The following is a 20444-nucleotide window of genomic DNA, read 5'->3' as shown; positions in this document are numbered from 1 at the left end:
GGTCAGGCCCGCTTCCGCGACGGCTGCACGCGCGGCGGCTCGCCGGGCATCTTCGGGTAGTCGGGCGGGTACGGCAGCTCACCCCGCTCGTCGTTCGCGTACCAGTCGAGCAGCGTCTCCAACCCGAACGCCTCGCCGTCGAGGTCCGCGTGCGCGTCGCCGTGCTCGGCCAGGTACGCCGGCACGGTCAGCACGTCGAAGTCGTCCGGGTCCACCGCGGACAGCCGCTCCCACGTGACCGGCGTGGAGACCGTCGCGCGGGGGGTGCCGCGGACCGACCACGCGGACGCGATGGTGCGGTCGCGGGCGGCCTGGTTGAAGTCGAGGAACACGCGTTCGCCGCGCTCCTCCTTCCACCACGACGTGGTCGCCCGGTCCGGCACGCGCCGCTCCACCTCGCGGGCGAGCGCGATCACCGCGTGCCGCACGTCGACGAAGTCCCACTCCGGGCGGATGCGGACGGCGACGTGCACGCCGCGCCCACCCGACGTCTTCGGGTAAGCCGTCATGCCCAGCTCGTCGAGGACCTCGCGCAGCACCAGCGCCACCTCGACGGCGTCGCGGAAGTCGGTGCCCGGCTGCGGGTCGAGGTCGACGCGCAGCTCGTCCGGGTGGTCGGTGTCGGCCCGCCGCACGGGCCACGGGTGGAAGTCGAACGTGCCGAGGTTCGCCGCCCACGCCAGCACCGCGGGCTCCGTCGGGCACACCTCGTCCGCGGGCCGCCCCGACGGGAACCTCACCCGCGCCGTGCCGACCCACTCGGGTGCGCCCTTGGGCAGCCGCTTCTGGTAGAACGCCTCACCGGTGACGCCGTCCACGTACCGCTTCAGCGTCGTCGGCCGGTCCCGCAGCACGCCCAGCAGCGGCTCGGCGACCGCCAGGTAGTACTCGACGACCTGGAGCTTGGTGATCCCCCGTTCCGGGAAGTAGACCTTGCCCGGGTTCGACACCCGCACCGCGCGTTCGCCCACCGTGAGTTCCACCGCTTCGGCCACGCGGGTGAGCCTACCGACACCCACCGACACGCGACGCGATCGTGTTTGCCGGGGTCGCAACCCCTGTTCCCCAGGGGTGCCCCACGGCACGATCCCGCCATGAGCGACGAGGACCTGGACCGGATCGGGGCGGACATCGTGGAACTGGCCGCGTGGTGGCCCGACGACACGACCCGTGCCGCGCTCGCGGAGGTGGGAACGTTCGCCCGCAGGTTGAGCCGATCGGCTTTTCCACCACCGCAAGACGTCCCACCGTCGGGTGACTGACCTCGCGGACGCCCGTTCTCGTCCGGCTCCCCCGCCACCATCTCCGCATGGTCGACATGACGGTGCGCGCCGAGGAGTTGGGCGGACAGCTGCGCACCCTGCGGACACGAGCCGGGTTGAGCCTCGAAGTCGCGGGCGGGCACATCGCGGCGTCGGCCGCGAAGCTCAGCCGGATGGAGACCGGCAAGAGCGGCTGCGCGGTGGAGGACGTCGCCGGGCTGCTCGCCGTCTACCAGTGCGCGGGACGGCGGCGCGCCGAACTGCTGGCGCTGGCGCGCGAGGTCGACCGGCGCGGCTGGTGGCAGCGCGGCAGACCGGCGTTCGCGCAACGGCAGCGGACCCTGGTCAACCTGGAGTCCAAAGCGGACCTGATCATCAGCTTCGAGGGCATGAACGTGCCGGGCTTGTTGCAGACCGGCGAGTACACCCGCGCCTTGATGACCGAGTGCAAGTTGGTCCCCCACGACGAGGTCGAAGGCCGGATGGCGACCCGCATGAACCGCCACGGCGTTCTGCTCAAGCCCCACCCACCCCGGTTGGTCGCCTTCATCAACGAACTGGTCCTGCACCAGGTCATCGGCGGCGACGACGTGGTGCGCCGCCAACTCGACCACCTCGCGGAACTCGCACAGCGACCGAACCTCATCGTCCGGGTAGTGCCGAACGTGGGGGCGAACCCGGGGTTGAACGGGGGGTTCGAACTGATCAGGCGCTCCAGTGGCGGCAAGGTGGTGTTCCTGGAGAACCTCACCTCCAGCCTCTTCCTGGAGGAGCGGGAGGAGATCGAAGCCTACGAGGCAGCCATCCGGACGCTGGCCGCCCGCGCGCTGACTGCGGAAGAATCGGTGCGGTTGATCACCAGGTTGGCGATGCGACCAGACCCGGAGGTGGACGCCCAGTGACCACACGACAGAACTGGCGCAAGAGCACCCACAGTGGCAGTCAGGAGAACTGCGTCGAGGTGGCGATGACCACGGCAACCGTCGGTATCAGGGACTCGAAGCGCCCCGGACCTGCGCTGTCCTTCACCAGCGGCGCCTTCGCCGCCTTCCTGCGGAAAGCCCGCCGCTGACCCGTTCGGATGTAAGCGGGCGAATGCGCCCGGACCTCGATGGCGCTCCGATAAAGTCGTGCACCGACCACGGAGCGCAATCGGGGAGGTTTGTGCTGTGACGGGCGAGAACGGGGGGCTGACCGGCGATGTCGGCCAGTACGCCTTGGAGCAGTACCGGCAGGACAGCGGCGGCGGGCTCGCCGGCGTGCTCACGCTCGGCTTGAGCGACGTCGTCGCCGCCACTCGGGCACTGTCTGCCGCGAGCGAGGCGAAGGCCCTCTCGGTGGACCCGCAGGCGGTCGACTCCATGCTGCGCAAGCTCACCGAGATGCAGGACGCCCTGGAGAAGATCCTCCGACAAGCTGCTCAGCTCACCACGGACACACCGCTCGGGCAGGGGTACGCCGAGGAGATCGGGAAAGTCAACAGCGAACTCGGCCACCAAGCGGTGAGCGAAGTCATCCCAGACATGGTCAGAGCGATCGAGGACCTGAAGGTTCAGATCGAGAAGAGCCGGGCCTCTTACCAGAACGTAGACGAAGCAAAGGCGCAGACGCTCAACAACCTCTGACGGGATGACACGACTTCGATGGATCGCGCACTTGTTCGCAGTTACGTCGTGCTGACGGCCGCACTGGCCATAGTGGTGACCTCCTGCTCAGACGAGCCCGGTACCCCGACAGCAGCATCGACGCACACCACCACCAGCGCTTCGACGGGCAGCGTAGCTCCGGAGGACAACGCGCTCGCTGACATCCAGCCCTGTGACCTGCTCAGTGCCGAAGAGGCGAAGAGCCTGGGGTTGGATTCGCGCGGTGAACCCGACGACATCGCTGGGACCGCTAGTTGCGACTGGCCGCAAAGCGGCAACGGCGGCCTGATCGTCGGCATTCGCCCCACTCGCGGAATAAATGACCTCAATTACGATACCGAGAAGTCCTCGGAGGTCACGATCGGCAAGTACGACGCAGTCAAAGTGGAGGAGCCAAACAACGGGAAGTCCCTCTGCCAGGTGCTGATCGCCGTTTCGGACTCGTCCAGCGTGCAGGTGACCGGAAGCGTCAAAGCGACGTCCACCGACACCGCCGCCGCGTGCGAGCGCGCCACCAAGGCCGCCGAACTGATCGCGGACAAGCTGCCCTGACCCGCCGCCGATCGTCCCGAGGGGGGATGACGTGACTCGTGAGAGGCCGCGCGTACCGGAACCGACCGCCGACTACGCCGGACATCAGCACACCCAGATGAAGCAGCAGGTCGAAACGAACTTCAACCCCGGGCTGGGCGGTGAGATCGCCGAGGAGTGGAAGGCGATCGGCAGGACCTTCACCCAGCTCGCCGTGGACTTCCAGGTGATCGTCAGCGGCTCGGAAGCCGGGTGGACCGGCAGCGCCGGGGAGGGTGCCCGGACCGCGCTGGCGAAGGTCGGCAAGTTCAGCGACATGACCGGCGACCACTTCACGTCGACGGGTGACGCCCTGCACGACCAGGTGAGTGCCGCGTCCGGGGCGAAGGCGCGGATGCCGGAGCCGGTCGAGTACGACCCGAAGAAGATGTTCACCGACGCCATCGGCCGCGGCAACGTCTTCGACCTGGCCGCGCTGGCGGTGACCATGCCCATGCGGAAAGCGGAGTCCGAAGCCGCGAAGGCCGAGGCCGTGCAGGTCATGCAGGCCCGGGACGACGCGATGCGCTCGGCGACCGGCGCCATGCCGGCGTTCGCGGAGACGCCGACCGTCACCCAGGACCAGGGCACGTCGGTGGGCACGACCCGCACGTCGTCGGTGACCACCGCGACGGTCGCGCCGGAGTCGCGGATCGGCACGACGGGCGTCCCGAACAGCGGCGTCCCCAGCGGCGTCCCGAACAACGGCACGCCGGACGGCGGTGGCACGACGCGCACGTCGTGGGCCGCCCCGCCCACGGTGGCACCACCGCCCTCCACGCCTCCCGTGAACCTGCCGCCGCAGACCACGCCGACGCCGCCCACGACCCCGCCGTGGACGTCGCCGCCCGGCCGGAACCCGAGGCCGCCGTTCGACCGGCAGCCGCCCGGCAAGCCGCTTCCGCCCGGTGTCCGTCCTCCCGGCGCGGGCACTCCCCCGAGACGCGGTCCGGGCGGGGTACCCGGAGGGGCGGGCGGCGGTCGTCCCGGGCTGCCGGGCGGTGTGCCCGGCGGGGGTGCGCACAGCGGGGGTGCGCCCGGCGGGCCCGGTGGGATGCGCGGCGGTCGCGGCCCCGTGAGCGGGTTCGGCCCGATGGCCCCGGGCGGCCAGTCGGGCTTCGGTCCGACCGGTGGCGCGGCGGCGGCCAACCAGGGCGGCGCGGGTGGGCGCGGCGCGGCCGGCGTGGCGGGCGGCGTCGGAGGCGGCCAGGGCCAGGGCGACGAGGACCAGGAGCACAAGGCCAAGTACCTGATCCCGACGGACGACTACTTCGACGACGACCGGCTCGTCGCACCACCCACCATCGGCGAGTAGGGGCGCATGGGCACCATCCTCACCCTCCCGCAGTTCGACGTGCTCTGGGAGGACCTGCGCGTCGGCGCGGTCCCGTACCCGCTGGAGGTCGACCACCACGGCACGACCCTCGACGAGCGTGCCCGCGTCCGCGCCGACGTGCGGGCGGACCTCGAACGCCGGGGTCTGTTCCACCGGGGCAGGCCGGACCCGGACCTGGAGGGTTCCCTGCTCCTGCTGGCCCGCCCGGAAACGGCCATCGCCGTCATGGGCCTGCCCGACACGTCCGGTGACGACCTGCTGCGCGCGCTGGTGGTGGCGCGCGGCAGGCAGGCGGTGCTGGCGGTGCAGCGGGCCGACGGGGTGCGGCTGGACGTGCTGCGCGACGCGAGCCTGCCGGTGGTCGCGGTGGGCGTGCTGCCGCCGGCGCCCGCCGGACCGGGACGCCCGGTCACCGTGCCCGCTTCGGCCGCGGGTCCGCGGGGCGGTGCGGCGGGAGTGGCGCGCGGCGGTGTCCACGACGACGTCCGGGCGCTCCGGTCGATGCTGTCGGGACCGGTCACGGGCACCGGCCACTTCGCCACGACGCGGGAGTCCGGGGACGCGCCGCCCGTCGTCACGTGGATCGACACCCCGCGCGGCCGGTACGCGAGCAGCGGCACCGAGTGGCTGACCGTCACGCCCGCCGATCACACGGGGCTGGTGCGCCGGCTCGGTCAGGCGCTCGCGTCGCGAGGTCGGTGACGGACGGGGCGCCACGCCCCGCGTCCTCCCGCGGTTCCGCGGCGGTGCGGAACGTGTTGGTCCGATGGGGTTGGAGTGGTCCCGGTGATCTCCCCCGGTCACGCCCCCGCGCTACTGTCCTCGATCGATACGCACAGCGCACCGGGGAGGGTTCGCCTGTGGTGGACGACGACGAGGACGCACCCGCGGAGGACCCCGCGTCGCCGGGGTCGGGGTGGTGGGGTCTCTTCGGGGCCGGGGTGGTCGACCTGGTGGCGGCCACCAGGGCGCTGGCCGCGTCGGACGACGCACGCGGGCCGCGCGTCGACCCGGCCGTGGTCGAGTCGATGGCGCGCAAGCTCGGCGACGTGCGGGTCGCGCTGGACGAGGCCGGTCCGGAGATCTGCGGGCTCGTGGACGCCGACGTCGTGCCCGGTCTGGACCGGGCGCTGCGGGACCTGGAGGCCCAGGTTCGCCGCACGTGCGCGCTGCGCGGCGGGCTCGCCGACGCCCGCGGCCCGGACCTGCCGTGACCGGTTCCCTCAGTCGACCGCGCCGGCGCGCTCCCGCACGGCCAGGCCGGTGACGAACGCCTCCAGCGCCAGCTCGAAGCTGTCGTGGTCCAGCTCGCGCGCCACCGACGGCAGCAGGTGCGCCTTGTCCAGGTTCGGGTAGCGGTCGCGGTAGAGGGCCTGGTCCTCGGAGAACCCGCTGGAGAACGAGCTGAGCGCCGCGCCGAACACCAGGTACATGAGGGACGCGGCGATCATCGTCGCCTCGCGCCGCGACCAGCCGGCGGACACCAGCCCGCCGTGCACGAGGTCCAGCCGGCGCAGCGACGCCTCGCGGTGCGCGGGGCCGTAGGCGAGGAACGGCACGATGTTCGGGTGCGCGGCCAGCGCGGCGCGGTACGAGCGGGCCGCGCTGACCAGGCCGTGCCGCCAGTCGCCGCCCGCGAACCCGGACACGTCGACCTCGGCCAGGATCTCGGCGGCGACCTCGTGCAGCAGGTCGTCCTTCGTGTCCACGTGCCCGTAGAGGGAGGCGGCCTGGACGCCCAGCTCAGCGGCCAGCTTGCGCATCGAGAGGCCGTCGAGGCCGTCGCGGTCGATGATGTGGAGGGCGGCGGTCCTGATGCGCGAGGCACTGAGGATCGGGTTCCTCGGCATGTCGTCCCCTTGCCTGTGGTCGAATCCACGCCTAGGTTAGATAACCTAACACCGTTCGGTTAGGAGGTCACCCCGGTGGATCTGCGCATCTCCGACGAGCACCGGCAGCTCCGGGAGCTGGCACACAGGTTCACCGAGGAGCGGATCATCCCGCACGCCGCGCGGTGGGACCGGGAGGAGGCCATCGACCGCGACCTCGTGCCCGCGCTCGGCGACGTGGGCTTCCTCGGCCTCGGCGTCGACGAGGAGCACGGCGGCTCCGGCGGCGACAACCTCGCGTACTGCCTCGTGCTGGAGGAGGTCGCCCGCGGCGACTCGGCCGTGCGCGGCATCATCTCCGTCTCCCTCGGGCTCGTCGCCAAGACCATCGCCAAGCACGGCTCCGACGAGCAGAAGCGGCGGTGGCTGCCCGGCCTGTGCTCCGGGCGGCAGGTCGGGTGCTTCGGGCTCACCGAACCCGGCACCGGCTCCGACGCCGCGTCCCTCGCCACCCGCGCCGAGCGCGTCGGCGACTCCGACTGGCTCATCACCGGCGACAAGGTGTTCATCACCAACGGAACGTGGGCCGACGTCGCCCTCGTCTTCGCACGAACGGGTGGTCCCGGACCGCGTGGCATCACCGCGTTCCTCGTGCCCACCGACACCCCCGGCTTCACCGCCACCGAGATCCGCGGCAAGCTCGGCATGCGCGGCCAGGCCACCGCCTCGCTGAGGTTCGACGGCGTGCGCGTCCCCGACTCCGCCCGCCTCGGCGACCCGGGCACCGGCTTCGCGCTGGCGATGGCCGCCCTCGACCGCGGCCGCATGTCGGTGGCCGCCGGGTGCGTCGGCGCGGCCCGCGGCGCGCTGGAGGCGGCCCTGGAGTACGCGGGTGAGCGCGAGCAGTTCGGCAAGCCCATCGCCGGGTTCCAGCTCGTGCAGGAACTGCTGGCGGACATGGCCGTCGAGACCGACGCCGCGCGCCTGCTCACGTGGCGCTGCGCCGACCTCGCCGACCGCGGCGAACCGTTCGGGACCGAGGCGTCCATGGCGAAGCTGTACGCCTCCGAGGCCGCCGTGCGGGCCGCCAACAACGCCATCCAGGTGTTCGGCGGGTACGGCTACGTCGACGAGTACCCCGTCGGGAAGTACCTGCGCGACACCCGCGTGACCACCCTCTACGAGGGCACCAGCCAGATCCAGAAGTTGCTCATCGGCCGGGCGCTGACGGGCGTCAACGCGTTCGCGTAGCCCGCGGGCGCGGTTCGCAGAGGGAGGACACGGACATGGACTTCACGCTCGACGACGAGCAGAAGGAGATCCGCGAGTGGGTGCGGACCTTCGTGCGCAAGGAGGTCACCCCGCTCGAACCCGAGGTGCTGCGCCGCGAGCGCGAGGGCCTGCCCGGCCTGGCGCGCGACGAGCTCAAGGAACTCCAGGACAAGGCCAAGGCCGCCGGGTTCTTCGGCGTCCTCACGCCCCAGGAGTACGGCGGCATGGGGCTGGGCGCGCTCATGACGGCCCTGGTCGAGGCCGAGCTGGGCCGCAGCTTCGTGCCGTTCCGCTTCGGCGGGTACGCCGACAACATCCTGTTCCACGGCAACGAGGAGCAGAAGCGGCGGTACCTGCTGCCGACGATCTCCGGTGAGCGCGTGTCGTGCTTCGCGATCACCGAGCCGGGCGCCGGGTCCGACGCGAAGGCGATCCGCACGTCCGCCCGCAAGGACGGCGGCGACTGGGTCATCAACGGCGAGAAGACGTTCATCACGCAGGGCAACGAGGCCGACTTCGTGATGGTGTTCGCCGTGACCGACCGCGAGAAGGGCGCCGACGGCGGCGTCACGTGCTTCCTCGTCGACCGCGACATGGGCTGGAAGTCGGAGCCCATCCCGACGATGGGCCAGTGGGGGCCGGCCGCGCTCGTGTTCGACGACGTGCGCGTGCCCGAGGAGAACGTGCTCGGCGAGGTCGGCCGCGGTTTCCACCTCGCCATGCAGTGGATCGGCCAGGGCCGCTACCTGCTCCCGGCGCGGGCGCTCGGGTCGTGCGAGCGGCTGGTCGAGATGGCGGTGGAGCAGGCGAAGAACCGGGTCACGTTCGGGCAGCCGATCGCCGAGTACCAGGCCATCCAGTGGATGCTCGCCGATTCGGCGGTCGAGATCGAGGCGCTGCGCTGGCTGGTCCTGCACGCCGCGTGGTTGGTGGACCAGGGCGCCGACTCCCGGCAGGCCCAGTCGATGGCCAAGCTGTACGGCGGGATCAAGGCCAACGAGATCGTCGACCGGGTGCTCCAGATCCACGGCGGCATGGGGTACACGCGCGAACTGCCGATCGAGCGCTGGTACCGCGAACTCCGCCTGCTGCGCATCTACGAGGGGACGGACGAGATCCAGCGCCGCACCATCGCCCGCAACCTGCTCAAGGGCCACGCGAAGGTGACCGGCACGCTGGGCTGACCACCTGCCGTCCGGCTGTCCCGTCGCACGCCGCACTCCGGTCGCACGCCCACCCGCGGCGCCGGCAGGAGTGCGGCGCCGGCCGGAGTGCGGTGCCGGTCACGCGCGGCCCGTCAGCCGGATTCGCCGTCCAGTCGCACGGTGACGGTGACCCGCCCCTTGTCGTCCCGCCGCGCGACGGCGTGACCGGAGCGGTCGACGCCGCCCAAGCGCAACGACAAGGCTCCACCGGCGCCGGTGAAGTTCCGCCACCACGTCTTGGCATCGGGCAGCCCCACCCTGATCGTGACGTCGTCCCCCCTCCGCCGGTAACCGACGGGCGTGCTGAACGTCCGCCCCGAACGCCGCCCCGTGTAGGTGACGACGGTGAGGTACCGGCCGACCACCCCGCCCCACCGCGGAGACGACCACAACGCCACGACCCGGCCGTTGAAGCCCTTCACCATCCGCTTCGCGAGCGTCCCCGCCCCTGTGCGCCGCACCGGACCTCCCTGGTCGCATCGTCCGGTCCCGACACTAACCAGCCGAGTGGGCGTGGCCGGCCGCTCAGCCCGAAGTGGGAAAGAACGACACCCTGGTGTCTCGCATCGGACGTCTCGCACGGGCATCGCGCACCGGCCGGCGTGCGTCCGGCCGCGGGGCGGCGGACGCGGGCAGGAGCCCGGCGGTCAGGCGAGGCTGGTCAGCATCTGCGCGCACACCCGCGCCAGGTGCTTGCGCATCACCTCCGACGCCCTCCCCGGCTCCCCCGCCGCCACGGCCGCGACCAGCTTGTCGTGGTCGTCCAGCGAGGCGTGCTGGTGCGGTGGGTCGTCGCGCAGCCCGCTCCTGAGGAGCACCACGCGCTGCTGCACCAGCCTGACCTGCTCGGCGATCCGCGGGCTCCGCGCCGCGTCCAGCAACGCCTGGTGGAAGGCCAGGTCCAGCCGGTACGGGAAGGGCTCCCCCGCCGAGTAGGCCCTGCGCGACTCCTCGCACACCGCACGCAGGCGCACGACGTCCGCTTCCGTGCGCCGCGACGCGGCCAGGTCGGCCGCCGCGCACTCCAGGGCCGTGCGCAGCTCGAACAGCGCCTGCACCTCGGCCGCGTCGGCGGTGGGGACGGACGCGCCGCGGTGGGGCACCAGGACCAGCAGGCCCTCGGACGCCAGGTGGCGGATCGCCTCGCGCAGCGGCCCCCGGGAGATGCCCAGGCGCTGGGCCAGCTCCACCTCGTTCACGCGGGCGCCCGCCGGGATCTCCCCCGTCAGCACCAGCTCGCGCAGCGCGTCTACGGCCTGACCGGCCAGGCTCATGTGCAGCGGTGGTGTCACGAACGTCTCCTAGCGCCGGACGACGGCTGCCATGTTAACTGTCGACAGTCGACAGCGGACGGGGAGGAGCCCGGACATGGCCCACGAACTGGTCGCCGAGGTGTGGCGGGGCGACTTCCTCGAATCGGTCCACCACGGTTCGGTGGTCGCGCTCGGCGCCGACGGCCGCCGGGTGCTCGCGGTGGGCCGCCCGGACGACATCACCTATCCGCGCTCGTCGAACAAGCCGGTGCAGGCACTGGCCATGCTCCGCCACGGGCTGGACCTCGACGGCGAACTGCTCGCGCTGGCCTGCGCCAGCCACTCCGGCGAGGACTTCCACGTCGAGGGCGTGACCGCGATCCTCGAACGGCACGGCCTGCCGCTCTCCGCGCTCCAGTGCACGCCCGACCTGCCGATCGGCGAGGACGCCCTCAAGGCCCACCTGGCCCGGGGCCTGGGCAAGGCCCCCCGGTACATGAACTGCTCGGGCAAGCACGCCGCGATGCTGGCGACCTGCGTCGTCAACGGCTGGTCGACGCACGACTACCTGGACCCGACCCACCCGCTCCAGGGCGCGATCCGCGACACCCTGGAGGAGCTGGCCGGCGAGCGGATCGGCGCGGAGGGCGTCGACGGGTGCGGCGCGCCGCTGTCCGGCATCAGCCTCACCGGCCTGGCCAGGGCGTTCGGTTCCCTCGCGAGCGCGCGCGACGGCCACGAGCTGCGCGTCGCCCGGGCGATGAGCGCCCACCCGGAGTGGGTCGGCGGCACGGGCCGCGACGTCACGAAGCTCATGCGGGCGATCCCCGGCGCGGTGGCGAAGGACGGGGCGGAGGGCGTGTACGCGATCGGCCTGCCGTCGGGCGAGGCGGTGGCGTGCAAGATCGCGGACGGGTCGAGCCGGGCGCGCGCGGTGGTGCTGGTGGCGGCCCTGCGGCGGCTGGGGGTGGCGGGCGCGCCGGACGAGCTGGCGACGTTCCCGGTGCTGGGGCACGGTCGGGCGGTGGGCGCGATCCGGCCTTCTCCCGTGCTCGCGGGTTGAACCGCCCATTACGCTTCGTGGCATGGCCAGTGCCGGTGCCGCAGACCTCCCGGACGACCGTTCGCGCGACGGGCGCGACCGGGGTGACGACGACCTCGTCGACCTCGACGACGAGCTGATCGGGCTCGACCCGGACGACCCGGAGACGCGGGCGTTCGCCGAGCACCTCGACCGCATGAAGCGACACCCGCCGAACTTCACGGTGGAGGGGTCGCTGGCGGCGGTCGAGCAGTTCGCCGACTCGGCGAACCGGGCGGCCGGGTTGCGCAGGCTCACGGCGGTGATCCTGGTGTCGCTGATCCTGCTGGGCGTGGGTGTGAGCCTGTGGTACTACCTCGGCGACCTGCTGACCGTCTTCTTCGATTAGTTTCGACTAACGTGGAAGGCATGGAACCTGTCGTCGGCGCCACCCCGAAGGTGGTCCGCTCCGAGCTCGAGTGGCGGGAGATCCTCACGCCCAAGGAGTACGCGGTGCTGCGCGGTGCGGGCACCGAGCCCGCGTGGACGGGCGAGTACACCGACACCAAGAGCGAGGGCGTGTACGAGTGCCGCGCCTGCGGTGCCGAGCTGTTCCGCAGTGACACGAAGTTCGACTCGCACTGCGGTTGGCCGTCGTTCTTCTCGCCGCTCGCGGGTGAGTCGGTGATCCTCCGGGAGGACCGGACCCTCGGGATGGTGCGCACGGAGGTGCTGTGCGCCACGTGCCACAGCCACCTCGGGCACGTCTTCGAGGGCGAGGGCTACGACAACCCCACGGATCAGCGCTACTGCATCAACTCCATCAGCTTGCGCCTGGTCGAGGACGGCCCCCGTCGAGCAGACTGAGGGTGCTGCTCCGAACGACGACGTAGTCCACACCGGGAGGAAACATGCGCAGGATCAAGGGCACGGACGGCGAGGGCTCCGGCGGCGTCGACGGCGCTTCGTCGTCCTGACGGGGGTACGCCGGCGGGGCTCGGAGGCCGATGGGGTGTCGCAACCCTAAGGTTTGCCCAAGCCCCCTTGCCGGGGTGTGGCCCGGAGCACACGATGAGCTCCTGTTGGTGGGACCTGGTTCCCGCCGAGGCCCACAGGGGGTGGACCGTGGAGCGACCGTGGGGGCTTTCGGGCCCGGAATTCCTGGAGTTGTACTGGATCGCGCTGGCGTTGTCGCTGGCGTTCGCGATCCTCGTCCGAGTGCGCCTGCGGGGGTCGCGGGGAGGCGTCCCCGCAGGTGTGCTCGGCGTGGCGGAGATCGCCTACCTGACCGGTGGTCCGCGGCGCGTGGTCGAGGCGTCGCTGGCCGGTCTGCTGGCCTCGGGCGCCTTGGTGCCCGCGCGCAACGGCTCGGTGCGGCTGAACGGGTCGCCGAGCGCCGACCACCCGGTGGACCGGGCGGTGCTGGCGGACGCCGGGCGCCACCGGTACCGGACGATGACGCTGCTCGTGACCACGGTGTCCGAGCAGGACGCGCCGCGCGAGGTCGGCCGTCGGCTGTCCCACGAGGACTACGTGGTGCCCGCCGACGTGGTGCGCTCCCGGCTGCGGCTGGGTGTCGTGCCGCTGGCGCTGCTGTTCGCGGTCGGCGTGGCGCGGTGGGTGAACGGGATCGCGATCGGCGCGCCCGTGGGGTGGTTGACGTTGCAGCTGGTGCTGACCGGGGTGCTGGTGTGGCCGCTGCTCAAGGCGCGCGAGGTGACGCGCACCGCCAAGGGGGACGCGGCGGTGGCGGGCGCCCGCGCGAGCCGGCCGGGCCGCGACGAGGAACTGGTCGCGCTCGACGGGTTCGCCGTCCACCCGAACGTGGTGCTGCGGGCCGCGGTGCGCCCCGCCAAGGCGGCGCGGCGCGGGTCGGGCGGGCCGTACGTGGCGGGGTACGCGACCACGGGTTCGGTCGGGGGTTGCGGGGGTTCCTCGTCGTCGGACGGCGGGAGCGGCGGGTCGAGCTGCGGCGGCGGTGGCTGCGGCGGCGGTGGCGGCGGCTGAGTCCCGTCTAGGTTGGCGGCCATGGGGTTCCTGTGGTGGTACGGCGCGGCGCTGGTGGCCGCGGTGGTCGTGGGTCTGCGCCTGAAGCGGGTGACGGGCGCCGCGCCGTCCCGTCCGCTGTCGTTCGAGGAGGTCGGCTACCTCGGGGGTGGGCCGGTGCGGGCGGTCGAGGTGGCGGTGTCGGGGCTGGTGGCGGAGAACCTGGCCCGCGTGTCGGGTTCGCTGGTCAGCGCGGTCCCGGAGCAGGCGGGGCGGCCTTCGTCGGCGTTGCAGGCCGTGCTGCTGGCGGGGCTGCGCGGGCCGCGCGACCTGGACGAGCTGGTGGTGTCGGCGTCGACCGCCGGTCCCGCCCGGCAGCTCGGGCAGCGGCTGGTCGCCGAGGGGTTGCTGGTGGCGCCGAGGCGCCGGTTGGCGCGGGCGGCGCTCGCCGTCGCGCCGTTGGCGCTCGTCGCGGCGTTGGCCGTGGTCGCGGGTCCGGGCGGGTGGGGGTCGGTCGCCGCGCTGTCCGTCACCGGCGCGCTCGCGGTCCTGCTGCTGCTGGGTCCGCCGCCCGTCCTGACCAGGTGGGGTGCGCGGGCGTTCGCGGGGGCCACCGCGGGTCTCGCGCCGGTCGACCCGGCCGAGATCACCGCGCGGTACGGCCTCGCGCGGGCCGCCGTCGTCCCGTCCGCGCCGCGCGAGGGGTCGGCGCGGACGGAGACGGCGGTGTTCGACGGCGAACGCGCGGAACCGATCGCACCTGCGGAAACGTCCCAGGGTCCGCTACCGCGGCGCAGGCGCGCCGTCGTGGTCGAGCCGCAGCGCTGGCAGCGCCGCAACGGGTGGCTGGTGGCCGGTGGGTGGTTCGCGGGTGGGTGGTTGGCCGCGCAGTGGTTGGAGGGTGATGATGGCGAGTTCCTGGACGCCGACTTCGGCGGGTACGGCGGGTTCGACGCCTGAGCTCCGGCCCGAGGAGCAGGCGTTCCTGGCCGGTGGGCCGGGGCGGGCCGCCGAGGTGGCGGTGGTGTCGCTGGTCGAGGCCGGCGCGGTGCGGATCTCGCGCGACGGCCTGGTCAGCGCGGTGCACCTGCCGGGGCGCGCGTGGAGCCCGTTGCAGGCGAACGTGCTGCACGCGCTGCCGCAGTCGCTCGGTGGCGTGATCGGGCAGGCGGCGGGGAGCGCCGAGGCGCGGGCGTTGCGGGAGCAGCTGGTCGCGCGGGGGTTCATCACGTCGCCGGGACGGCGTTCGGTGTGGTCGGCGGTGCGACTGGTGGGGTTCGCGGCGTTCGCAGGCAGCCTGTTCGCGGTCGGTTTCGCGGGGTGGTCGGCGGCGGTGCCGGTCCTGCTCGCGCCGCTGCTCGTGGTGCTGACCGTGGTCGCGGCGCTCGCGCGGCGGGCGCTGACGCGGGCCGGGCGGCGGGCGGTGCGGCGGCTGCGCCGCGGGATGACCACGTCCGACCGGGTGGCCCTGGTGGCGTGCCACGGGCTGCTGGGCCGCGCGCGCGGCCGGGTCGTGTGGTCGGACTGGCTGGAGATCGCGCCCGCGGCGGGGGCCACGTTGCGGCGGCGGCGGTCGCGGCGCGGCGGGTCGAGCGGCGCGGCGGGTTGCGGCAGCGGGTGCGGGAGCTGCGGGAGCAGCTGCGGCGGCGGGTCGAGTTCGGGCTCGTCGTGCAGCAGCAGCAGCAGCTGTGGTGGCGGCGGCGGTTGCGGCGGGGGCGGCGGGGACTGAGTCGGGCGGGTCGAGGGCGGACGGAGGCGGGTGGCGCGGTGTTCGGGTTGGGCGTGGGGATCGGGTGGCGGGCGGAGATCGACCTGACCGTCGAGGGGCTGCCGGTGGACTTCGTGGAGGTCGTGGCCGAGAACCTGCACGTGGGGTCGCTGCCCGAGTCGGTGACGGTCCTCCGGGAACGCGGGACGCCCGTCCTGCCGCACGCGGTGTCCCTGTCGCTGGGCGGCGCCGAGCCCGTCGACGCGGCCCGGGTGGCGCACCTGGGTGCGGTGGCGGAGGCGCTCGACGCGCCCTTCGTGAGCGACCACGTGTGCTTCGTGCGGGCGGGCGGGTTGGACTCCGGGCACCTGATGCCGCTGCCGCGCACCCGGGACGCGCTGGACGTGCTGGTGGCCAACGTGAAGGCCGTGCAGGCAGACCTTCCGGTGCCGCTGGCGCTGGAGAACGTGGCCGCCCTGCTGGAGTGGCCGGACGGGGAGCTGACCGAGGGGCGGTTCCTGGCCGAACTGGTCGAGCGCACCGACTGCCACCTGCTCGTGGACGTCGCCAACCTCTACGCCAACGCCCGCAACCTCGGCACCGACGTGGACCGCTTCCTCGACGAGATCCCGCTGGAGCGCCTCGCCTACGTGCACGTCGCGGGCGGCGTGGAGCAGCAGGGCGTCTACCACGACACGCACGCCCACGCCGTGCTGCCGGAGGTCCTGGAGGTCCTGGACCGGCTGTGCGAGCGGACCGACCCGCCCGGCGTGCTGCTGGAACGGGACGACGACTACCCCTCCGACGACGAACTGCGGGCCGAGCTCGCCGCGATCCGCGACGTCGTCGGGAAGCGGAGGGCGGCGCGGGCGGCGGGGGTGCGGAGGTGACGGGCCCGCAGCGCGAGCGGTTGGGGGCGGCGCAGGCGGAGCTGCTCCGGGCGCTGCTGGCGGACGGCGCGGCGCCCGCCGGGTTCGACGAGCGCATGGTGCGGGCGGAGAAGCGGGCGCTGCTGAACAAGCGGCGCGGGATCGTGGGGTCGCTGCGACCGGACGTGGCCGCGGAGCTGGGTGAGCGGTTCCGGCCGCTGTTCGACGAGTACGCCGCGGGCAACCCCCGGCGGGCGGGCAGCCGGTTCCGGGAGGACGCCGCCGCGTTCGCCGCGTGGGCCGTCGAACGCGGCGAGCTGGAGCCGCCCCGGCAGGGGAAGTGGTTCCCGGGTAGGTGGTTCCCGAAGCCGTGGCGGCGGCGGGCAACCTGAGGCGTGCCGGTTTCCGTCCCCGGGGCATGTGGAGACGGATGGTGCCGCTGACCGCCCTGCTGCTCACGACGGCGTGCGGCGCGGTGACCGCGGGCGGGCACGTGGAGTGCACGGAGATCGGCACGCCGGTGGGCATCCGCGTGGACGTCGAGCACCCCGACGTGACCGCGGTCGAGATCGAGGTTTGCCGGGACGGCTCCTGTGCAACCCCGGCGGTGGAGCTGCGCCCGGCGAGCCGGGCGGTCGAGTCGACGTGCACCGGCACCGGACCGGACGACTCGTGCAGCGCGAGGTCGGAGCCGACGGGTGGGAAGTACGGGTTCGCCGACGTCCCCGGGCTGCCGACCACGCCGGTCGCGGTGACCGCGCGCCTGCTGGACCAATCCGGATCTGTGCTGGTCGAGCGCGAAATCCGGGTCACCCCCGAAATGGCCTACCCCAACGGTCCGGACTGCCCAGCGGGTGGGCCGCAAGCAGGCATCTCAGTTGGTGCCGACGGGTCAGTCACCGAGCGGTAGGAAACCGCTTACTCGGCTGAATTGGTCAAGAAGCAACCGACCAATCAGCGGCTGTCCACCCCTCCCGAGCCCTTTACCGTCGGTGGGGTCAAGGGCGACGTCACTCCCGGTACACCGGCCGCCACCCCGGGTAGCACAGCCCTTCCGGCCGTGCGCCCCCGCGGTGCGCGGCACCCCATCGGGAGGTACGGCCTGTGAAGAGCACACGTTGGCGCGGCACGACGTGGGGAGCCGCGCTGGTCGCGGTGACCGTGGCGGCGAGCGGCCTGGCGCCGGGCGCGGACCCGGCGCGGGCCCAGCCGCCGACCGGGCAGGAACAGCGGATCGGGCAGGTCGGGCGGAGCGGGCCGGACGAGCGGCACGCGGTCACCCTGGTCACCGGCGACCGGGTCGTGCTGGCCGGTGACGGGGTGCGCGCGTTCGTCGCCGCACCGGGCCGTGAGCGCACCGTCTTCCACACCTACGAGCGGAACGGGCACCTGCACGTGGTGCCGCGCGACGCGGCGAGGCTGATCTCCCAGGGGCGGGTCGACCCCCGGCTGTTCGACGTCACGGGGCTCGTCGAGGCCGGGTACGACGACGCGCGCCGCGACACCGTGCCGCTGATCGTGACCGGTGACGAGGAACCCGTCGCGGCGGGCCTGGGCGTGACCGGGAGCCTGCCGGTGGTCGGCTCCTACACCGCGCGGGTCCTGAAGTCCGAGGCGGCCGGGGCCTGGCGGACGCTCGTGTCGAGGGCGAGCGTCCGCAAGGTGTGGCTGGACGGGCTCCGCCGGACGACCCTGGACCGCTCCACGGCGCAGATCGGCGCGCCGACCGCGTGGGCCGCCGGGTACACCGGCAAGGGCGTGAAGGTCGCCGTGCTGGACACCGGCGTCGACGGGGACCACCCGGACCTGACCGGGCACGTCGTGGCCGCGCGGAACTTCACCGAGGACCCGGACGGCACCGACGGCGTCGGCCACGGCACGCACGTCGCCGCCACGATCGCGAGCAGCGGCGCCGCCTACCGGGGCGTCGCGCCCGAGGCGGACCTGCTGGACGGCAAGGTGTGCGTGGCGGCGGGCTGCCAGGAGTCGGCGATCGTGGCCGGCATGGAGTGGGCGGCGGAGCAGGGCGCGGACGTGGTCAACGTCAGCCTCGGCGGCGGCGACACGGCGGAGCTGGACCCGCTGGAGGAGGCCGTGAACCGGCTGTCGGAGCGGACCGGCGCGCTGTTCGTGGTGGCCGCGGGCAACAACGCGCGCCCCGGGACGATCAGCTCGCCCGGCAGCGCCGACGCCGCGCTGACCGTGGGCGCGGTGGACCGCCGGGACGGCATCGCGCCGTTCTCCAGCCGGGGACCGCGGACCGGCGACGGCGGCGTGAAGCCGGACCTCACCGCGCCGGGCGTGGACGTCGTGGCGGCGAAGGCGGCGAACGGCACGGTCGGCACCCCCGTGGGCGACGGCCACGTGGCCATGTCCGGCACGTCGATGGCCACCCCGCACGTGGCGGGGGCGGCGGCGCTGATCGCCCAGCAGCACCCGGACTGGACGGGCGCGCAGGTCAAGGCGGCGCTGGTGGCGTCGGCGAAGGCCAACCCGGAGCTGACCGCGTTCGACCAGGGCGCGGGCCGGGTGGACCTCGCGAAGGCGATCACGACGACGGTCACGGCGCAGCCCGCGAGCCTCGCGATGGGCCTCCGGGAGTGGCCGCACGACGACGACGTGCCGGTCGCCAAGGCGGTCGCCTACCGCAACGGGGGGACGACGCCGGTGACGCTGACCCTGTCGGCGGACGTCCGGGGCCCGGACGGGTCGGCCGCCCCGAGCGGCCTGGTGCGCGTCTCACCGGCGAAGCTGACCGTCCCGGCCGGCGGCGAGGCGACCGCGACGGTCACCGCGGACACCCGGCTCGGGTCGGCGGACGGCCTGTACGTCGGCTCGGTCGTGGCCACCGGAGGCACGACGCCGCTGCGGACCGCGGTGAGCGTGAACCGCGAGGTGGAGAGCTACGACGTGGCGTTCGACTTCGTGGACGCGACCGGCGCGCCCGCGGTCGACTACTACTCGTCGATCATCGGCCTGGACAACGACACGTTCGCGTTCCCCCATGACGCCGACGGGTCGTTCACGCTGCGACTGCCGAAGGGCGACTACTTCGCCGGCACCGACGTGCAGACCGGCGGCGCGAAGCTCGCGCTGCTGCCCCGCCCCCGCCTCACCGTGGACCGCGACCAGCGGGTCGTGTTCGACGCCCGCACCGCGGCACCGCTCAGGATCACCGCGCCGGACGCGGCGGCGGCCGAGGCGCTGGGCGACATCACGGTGGTGCGCAGGCACGGCGACCGGCAGGCCGGCATCAGCACCGCGTTCCTCGGCGGGTTCGGCCCCGACGTGTCGATCGCGCACACCGGTCCGGAGCTGTCCGGCGACGAGGTGGTGTCGCTGATCGGGTCGCAGCTGCGCGGCACGCCCGACGGCGGCACGCCGGTGACCTACCGGCTCGCCTGGAGCCAGGAGGGCAGGCTGCCCACCGGGTTCACGAGGTCGCCGGCCGCGGCCGACCTCGCCGAGGTGCGCACGACGTTCGGCCCCGGTCCGTCCGGCCGCGCGTTCGGCCACGGCGGCAACCCGATCACGCCGGGCGGCGTGGGCGGCTGGGCGTGGCTGCCGGACGTCACCTCCCCCGGCCAGGCCGTCAACCGGGTCACCACGGACCTGGCGTGGTCGTGGGGCTTCCTCCAGTTCGGCCCGGACGGCGGCGTGGAGGCCGCGCTCACCTCGCCGGAGCGCACCTACGCCAGGGGCGCGCGGGCCGCCGAGGAGGCCAACGACCCGGTGTTCTCCCCCGCGCTGCCGCCGTCGCGCTCCCCGTACCTGGGGCGCAGGGGCGACGAGGTCTCGTTCGCGGTGCCGCTGTTCACCGACGGTTCGGGCAACGGCGGCACGGCGGCGGTGTCGTCGGCGCGGACCACGCTGCTGCGCGACGGCGTGCCGGTCGGCGAAACCCCCTACGCGGGCAACGGGTTGTTCCCGGTGCCGCCGGGCGAGGCGCGGTTCCGGGTGGAGACGGAGGCGGTGCGCGCGGCGGGGTCGTCGGCCTTCGCGACGCGGGTGGCCGGGGCGTGGACGTTCCGGTCGGGCACCACGCCCGGTGACGGGTACGCGCCGCTGCCGCTGTCGGTGGTGCGGTTCACGCCGGAACTCGACGCCTCCGGCGCGGCGCCGCGCGGGCAGGCGCTGCGGGTGCCGCTGACCGTGCAGCAGCAGGAGGGCGCCGCCAACGGCCGGGTGGAGCGGATCGACGTGGAGGTGTCGTTCGACGACGGCGCGACGTGGACCGCGGCGCCCGTGTCCGGTGGCGCGGCGACGGTCACCACGCCGGGCGCGGCCGGGTTCGGCTCGGTGCGGGTGAAGGCCGTCGACAGCGACGGCAACGAGGTGGAGCACACCGTCGTGCGGGCCTTCAAGGTCGCCTGACGCGGCGCGCGGGCGGGGCGCGCGACCGCCCCGCCCGCGCGGCGCCGGCCACCTGAGACGAATCGGCGCCCGCTGGGCCGCACGGCGGCGGACCGCGCGGCGTTCCAGTGGCT

At 73.7% G+C, this 20444-nt stretch carries 24 protein-coding genes; 20 read left to right on the top strand and 4 right to left on the bottom strand.

What is annotated here, in order from left to right; all coding sequences use genetic code 11:
- Nucleotides 1-2 precede the first annotated feature (2 nt).
- Complete coding sequence (gene ligD / locus J2S66_RS00400) at nt 3-995, bottom strand: non-homologous end-joining DNA ligase (protein ID WP_310302182.1); 993 nt, start codon at nt 993-995, stop codon at nt 3-5.
- Between the two features lie 99 nt (nt 996-1094).
- On the opposite strand from ligD, the gene J2S66_RS00395 reads away from it, so the two are divergent.
- The 8 genes from J2S66_RS00395 to J2S66_RS00360 all read left to right on the top strand — a co-directional run bounded on the left by J2S66_RS00395 (nt 1095) and on the right by J2S66_RS00360 (nt 6028).
- Nucleotides 1095-1262 (top strand): hypothetical protein, encoded by a 168-nt coding sequence (locus J2S66_RS00395; protein WP_310302179.1) that lies wholly within the window; start codon nt 1095-1097, stop codon nt 1260-1262.
- A gap of 47 nt (nt 1263-1309) precedes the next feature.
- Nucleotides 1310-2164, top strand: a complete 855-nt coding sequence (locus J2S66_RS00390; protein ID WP_310302176.1) for a helix-turn-helix domain-containing protein — start codon at nt 1310-1312, stop codon at nt 2162-2164.
- The gene (locus J2S66_RS00385) at nt 2161-2334 is read left to right on the top strand and encodes a DUF397 domain-containing protein (RefSeq protein ID WP_310302173.1); all 174 of its coding nucleotides are present in this window, start codon (nt 2161-2163) and stop codon (nt 2332-2334) included. Before J2S66_RS00390 ends, J2S66_RS00385 begins: the two co-directional genes overlap by 4 nt.
- 97 nt (nt 2335-2431) lie before the next feature.
- Entirely contained in the window at nt 2432-2887 is a 456-nt protein-coding gene (locus J2S66_RS00380; protein WP_310302170.1) for a hypothetical protein, read from the top strand.
- 48 nt (nt 2888-2935) lie between these two features.
- Nucleotides 2936-3460, top strand: a complete 525-nt coding sequence (locus J2S66_RS00375) for a DUF3558 domain-containing protein (RefSeq protein WP_310302167.1) — start codon at nt 2936-2938, stop codon at nt 3458-3460.
- A 97-nt stretch (nt 3461-3557) separates the two neighbouring features.
- Nucleotides 3558-4793: a hypothetical protein gene (locus tag J2S66_RS00370; protein WP_310302164.1), complete on the top strand. Its 1236-nt coding sequence runs from the start codon at nt 3558-3560 to the stop codon at nt 4791-4793.
- A 6-nt stretch (nt 4794-4799) separates the two neighbouring features.
- The gene (locus J2S66_RS00365; RefSeq protein ID WP_310302161.1) at nt 4800-5516 is read left to right on the top strand and encodes an ESX secretion-associated protein EspG; all 717 of its coding nucleotides are present in this window, start codon (nt 4800-4802) and stop codon (nt 5514-5516) included.
- A gap of 161 nt (nt 5517-5677) precedes the next feature.
- Nucleotides 5678-6028 carry a hypothetical protein gene (locus J2S66_RS00360; protein ID WP_310302158.1) on the top strand — a complete coding sequence of 117 codons (351 nt, stop codon included), beginning with the start codon at nt 5678-5680 and terminating at the stop codon, nt 6026-6028.
- Between the two features lie 9 nt (nt 6029-6037).
- Here J2S66_RS00360 and J2S66_RS00355 read toward each other — a convergent pair whose 3' ends face one another.
- On the bottom strand, nt 6038-6664 hold the full coding sequence (locus tag J2S66_RS00355; RefSeq protein WP_310302156.1) for a TetR family transcriptional regulator: 627 nt from the start codon (nt 6662-6664) through the stop codon (nt 6038-6040).
- 75 nt (nt 6665-6739) lie between these two features.
- On the opposite strand from J2S66_RS00355, the gene J2S66_RS00350 reads away from it, so the two are divergent.
- On the top strand, nt 6740-7894 hold the full coding sequence (locus tag J2S66_RS00350) for an acyl-CoA dehydrogenase family protein (RefSeq protein ID WP_310302153.1): 1155 nt from the start codon (nt 6740-6742) through the stop codon (nt 7892-7894).
- A 35-nt stretch (nt 7895-7929) separates the two neighbouring features.
- Nucleotides 7930-9099 carry an acyl-CoA dehydrogenase family protein gene (locus J2S66_RS00345; RefSeq protein ID WP_310302150.1) on the top strand — a complete coding sequence of 390 codons (1170 nt, stop codon included), beginning with the start codon at nt 7930-7932 and terminating at the stop codon, nt 9097-9099.
- A 113-nt stretch (nt 9100-9212) separates the two neighbouring features.
- On the opposite strand, the gene J2S66_RS00340 is transcribed toward J2S66_RS00345, so the two are convergent.
- Nucleotides 9213-9545, bottom strand: a complete 333-nt coding sequence (locus J2S66_RS00340; RefSeq protein WP_310314582.1) for a nitroreductase/quinone reductase family protein — start codon at nt 9543-9545, stop codon at nt 9213-9215.
- 222 nt (nt 9546-9767) lie between these two features.
- Nucleotides 9768-10412 carry a GntR family transcriptional regulator gene (locus J2S66_RS00335; RefSeq protein WP_310302148.1) on the bottom strand — a complete coding sequence of 215 codons (645 nt, stop codon included), beginning with the start codon at nt 10410-10412 and terminating at the stop codon, nt 9768-9770.
- Between the two features lie 76 nt (nt 10413-10488).
- Between J2S66_RS00335 and J2S66_RS00330 the strand changes: the two genes are divergently transcribed.
- The 10 genes from J2S66_RS00330 to J2S66_RS00285 all read left to right on the top strand — a co-directional run bounded on the left by J2S66_RS00330 (nt 10489) and on the right by J2S66_RS00285 (nt 20331).
- Complete coding sequence (locus tag J2S66_RS00330; protein WP_310302145.1) at nt 10489-11436, top strand: asparaginase; 948 nt, start codon at nt 10489-10491, stop codon at nt 11434-11436.
- 22 nt (nt 11437-11458) lie between these two features.
- Nucleotides 11459-11803 carry a hypothetical protein gene (locus tag J2S66_RS00325; protein ID WP_306750295.1) on the top strand — a complete coding sequence of 115 codons (345 nt, stop codon included), beginning with the start codon at nt 11459-11461 and terminating at the stop codon, nt 11801-11803.
- Between the two features lie 20 nt (nt 11804-11823).
- A complete protein-coding gene (gene msrB, locus J2S66_RS00320; RefSeq protein ID WP_310302142.1) occupies nt 11824-12261 on the top strand; it encodes a peptide-methionine (R)-S-oxide reductase MsrB in 438 nt (145 codons plus the stop codon).
- 258 nt (nt 12262-12519) lie between these two features.
- On the top strand, nt 12520-13401 hold the full coding sequence (locus J2S66_RS00315; RefSeq protein WP_310302139.1) for a TIGR04222 domain-containing membrane protein: 882 nt from the start codon (nt 12520-12522) through the stop codon (nt 13399-13401).
- 21 nt (nt 13402-13422) lie between these two features.
- On the top strand, nt 13423-14340 hold the full coding sequence (locus J2S66_RS00310) for a TIGR04222 domain-containing membrane protein (RefSeq protein ID WP_310302135.1): 918 nt from the start codon (nt 13423-13425) through the stop codon (nt 14338-14340).
- Nucleotides 14288-15109 carry a TIGR04222 domain-containing membrane protein gene (locus J2S66_RS00305; RefSeq protein WP_310302132.1) on the top strand — a complete coding sequence of 274 codons (822 nt, stop codon included), beginning with the start codon at nt 14288-14290 and terminating at the stop codon, nt 15107-15109. The genes J2S66_RS00310 and J2S66_RS00305 overlap by 53 nt, the downstream gene beginning before the upstream one ends.
- Before the next feature lie 38 nt (nt 15110-15147).
- Entirely contained in the window at nt 15148-15978 is an 831-nt protein-coding gene (locus J2S66_RS00300; protein WP_310314580.1) for an MbnB/TglH/ChrH family RiPP precursor modification enzyme, read from the top strand.
- A complete protein-coding gene (locus J2S66_RS00295) occupies nt 15975-16349 on the top strand; it encodes an SCO6045 C-terminal-like domain-containing protein (RefSeq protein WP_310302129.1) in 375 nt (124 codons plus the stop codon). Before J2S66_RS00300 ends, J2S66_RS00295 begins: the two co-directional genes overlap by 4 nt.
- A 26-nt stretch (nt 16350-16375) precedes the next feature.
- Entirely contained in the window at nt 16376-16867 is a 492-nt protein-coding gene (locus J2S66_RS00290) for a hypothetical protein (protein WP_310302126.1), read from the top strand.
- 194 nt (nt 16868-17061) lie between these two features.
- Entirely contained in the window at nt 17062-20331 is a 3270-nt protein-coding gene (locus J2S66_RS00285; RefSeq protein ID WP_310302124.1) for a S8 family serine peptidase, read from the top strand.
- Nucleotides 20332-20444: the final 113 nt, after the last annotated feature.

Source organism: Saccharothrix longispora (assembly GCF_031455225.1).
GTDB classification, from domain to species: domain Bacteria; phylum Actinomycetota; class Actinomycetes; order Mycobacteriales; family Pseudonocardiaceae; genus Actinosynnema; species Actinosynnema longispora.
The sequence above is the reverse complement of the archived record's forward strand: the minus strand, read 5'-3'. Positions and strand labels throughout refer to the sequence as shown.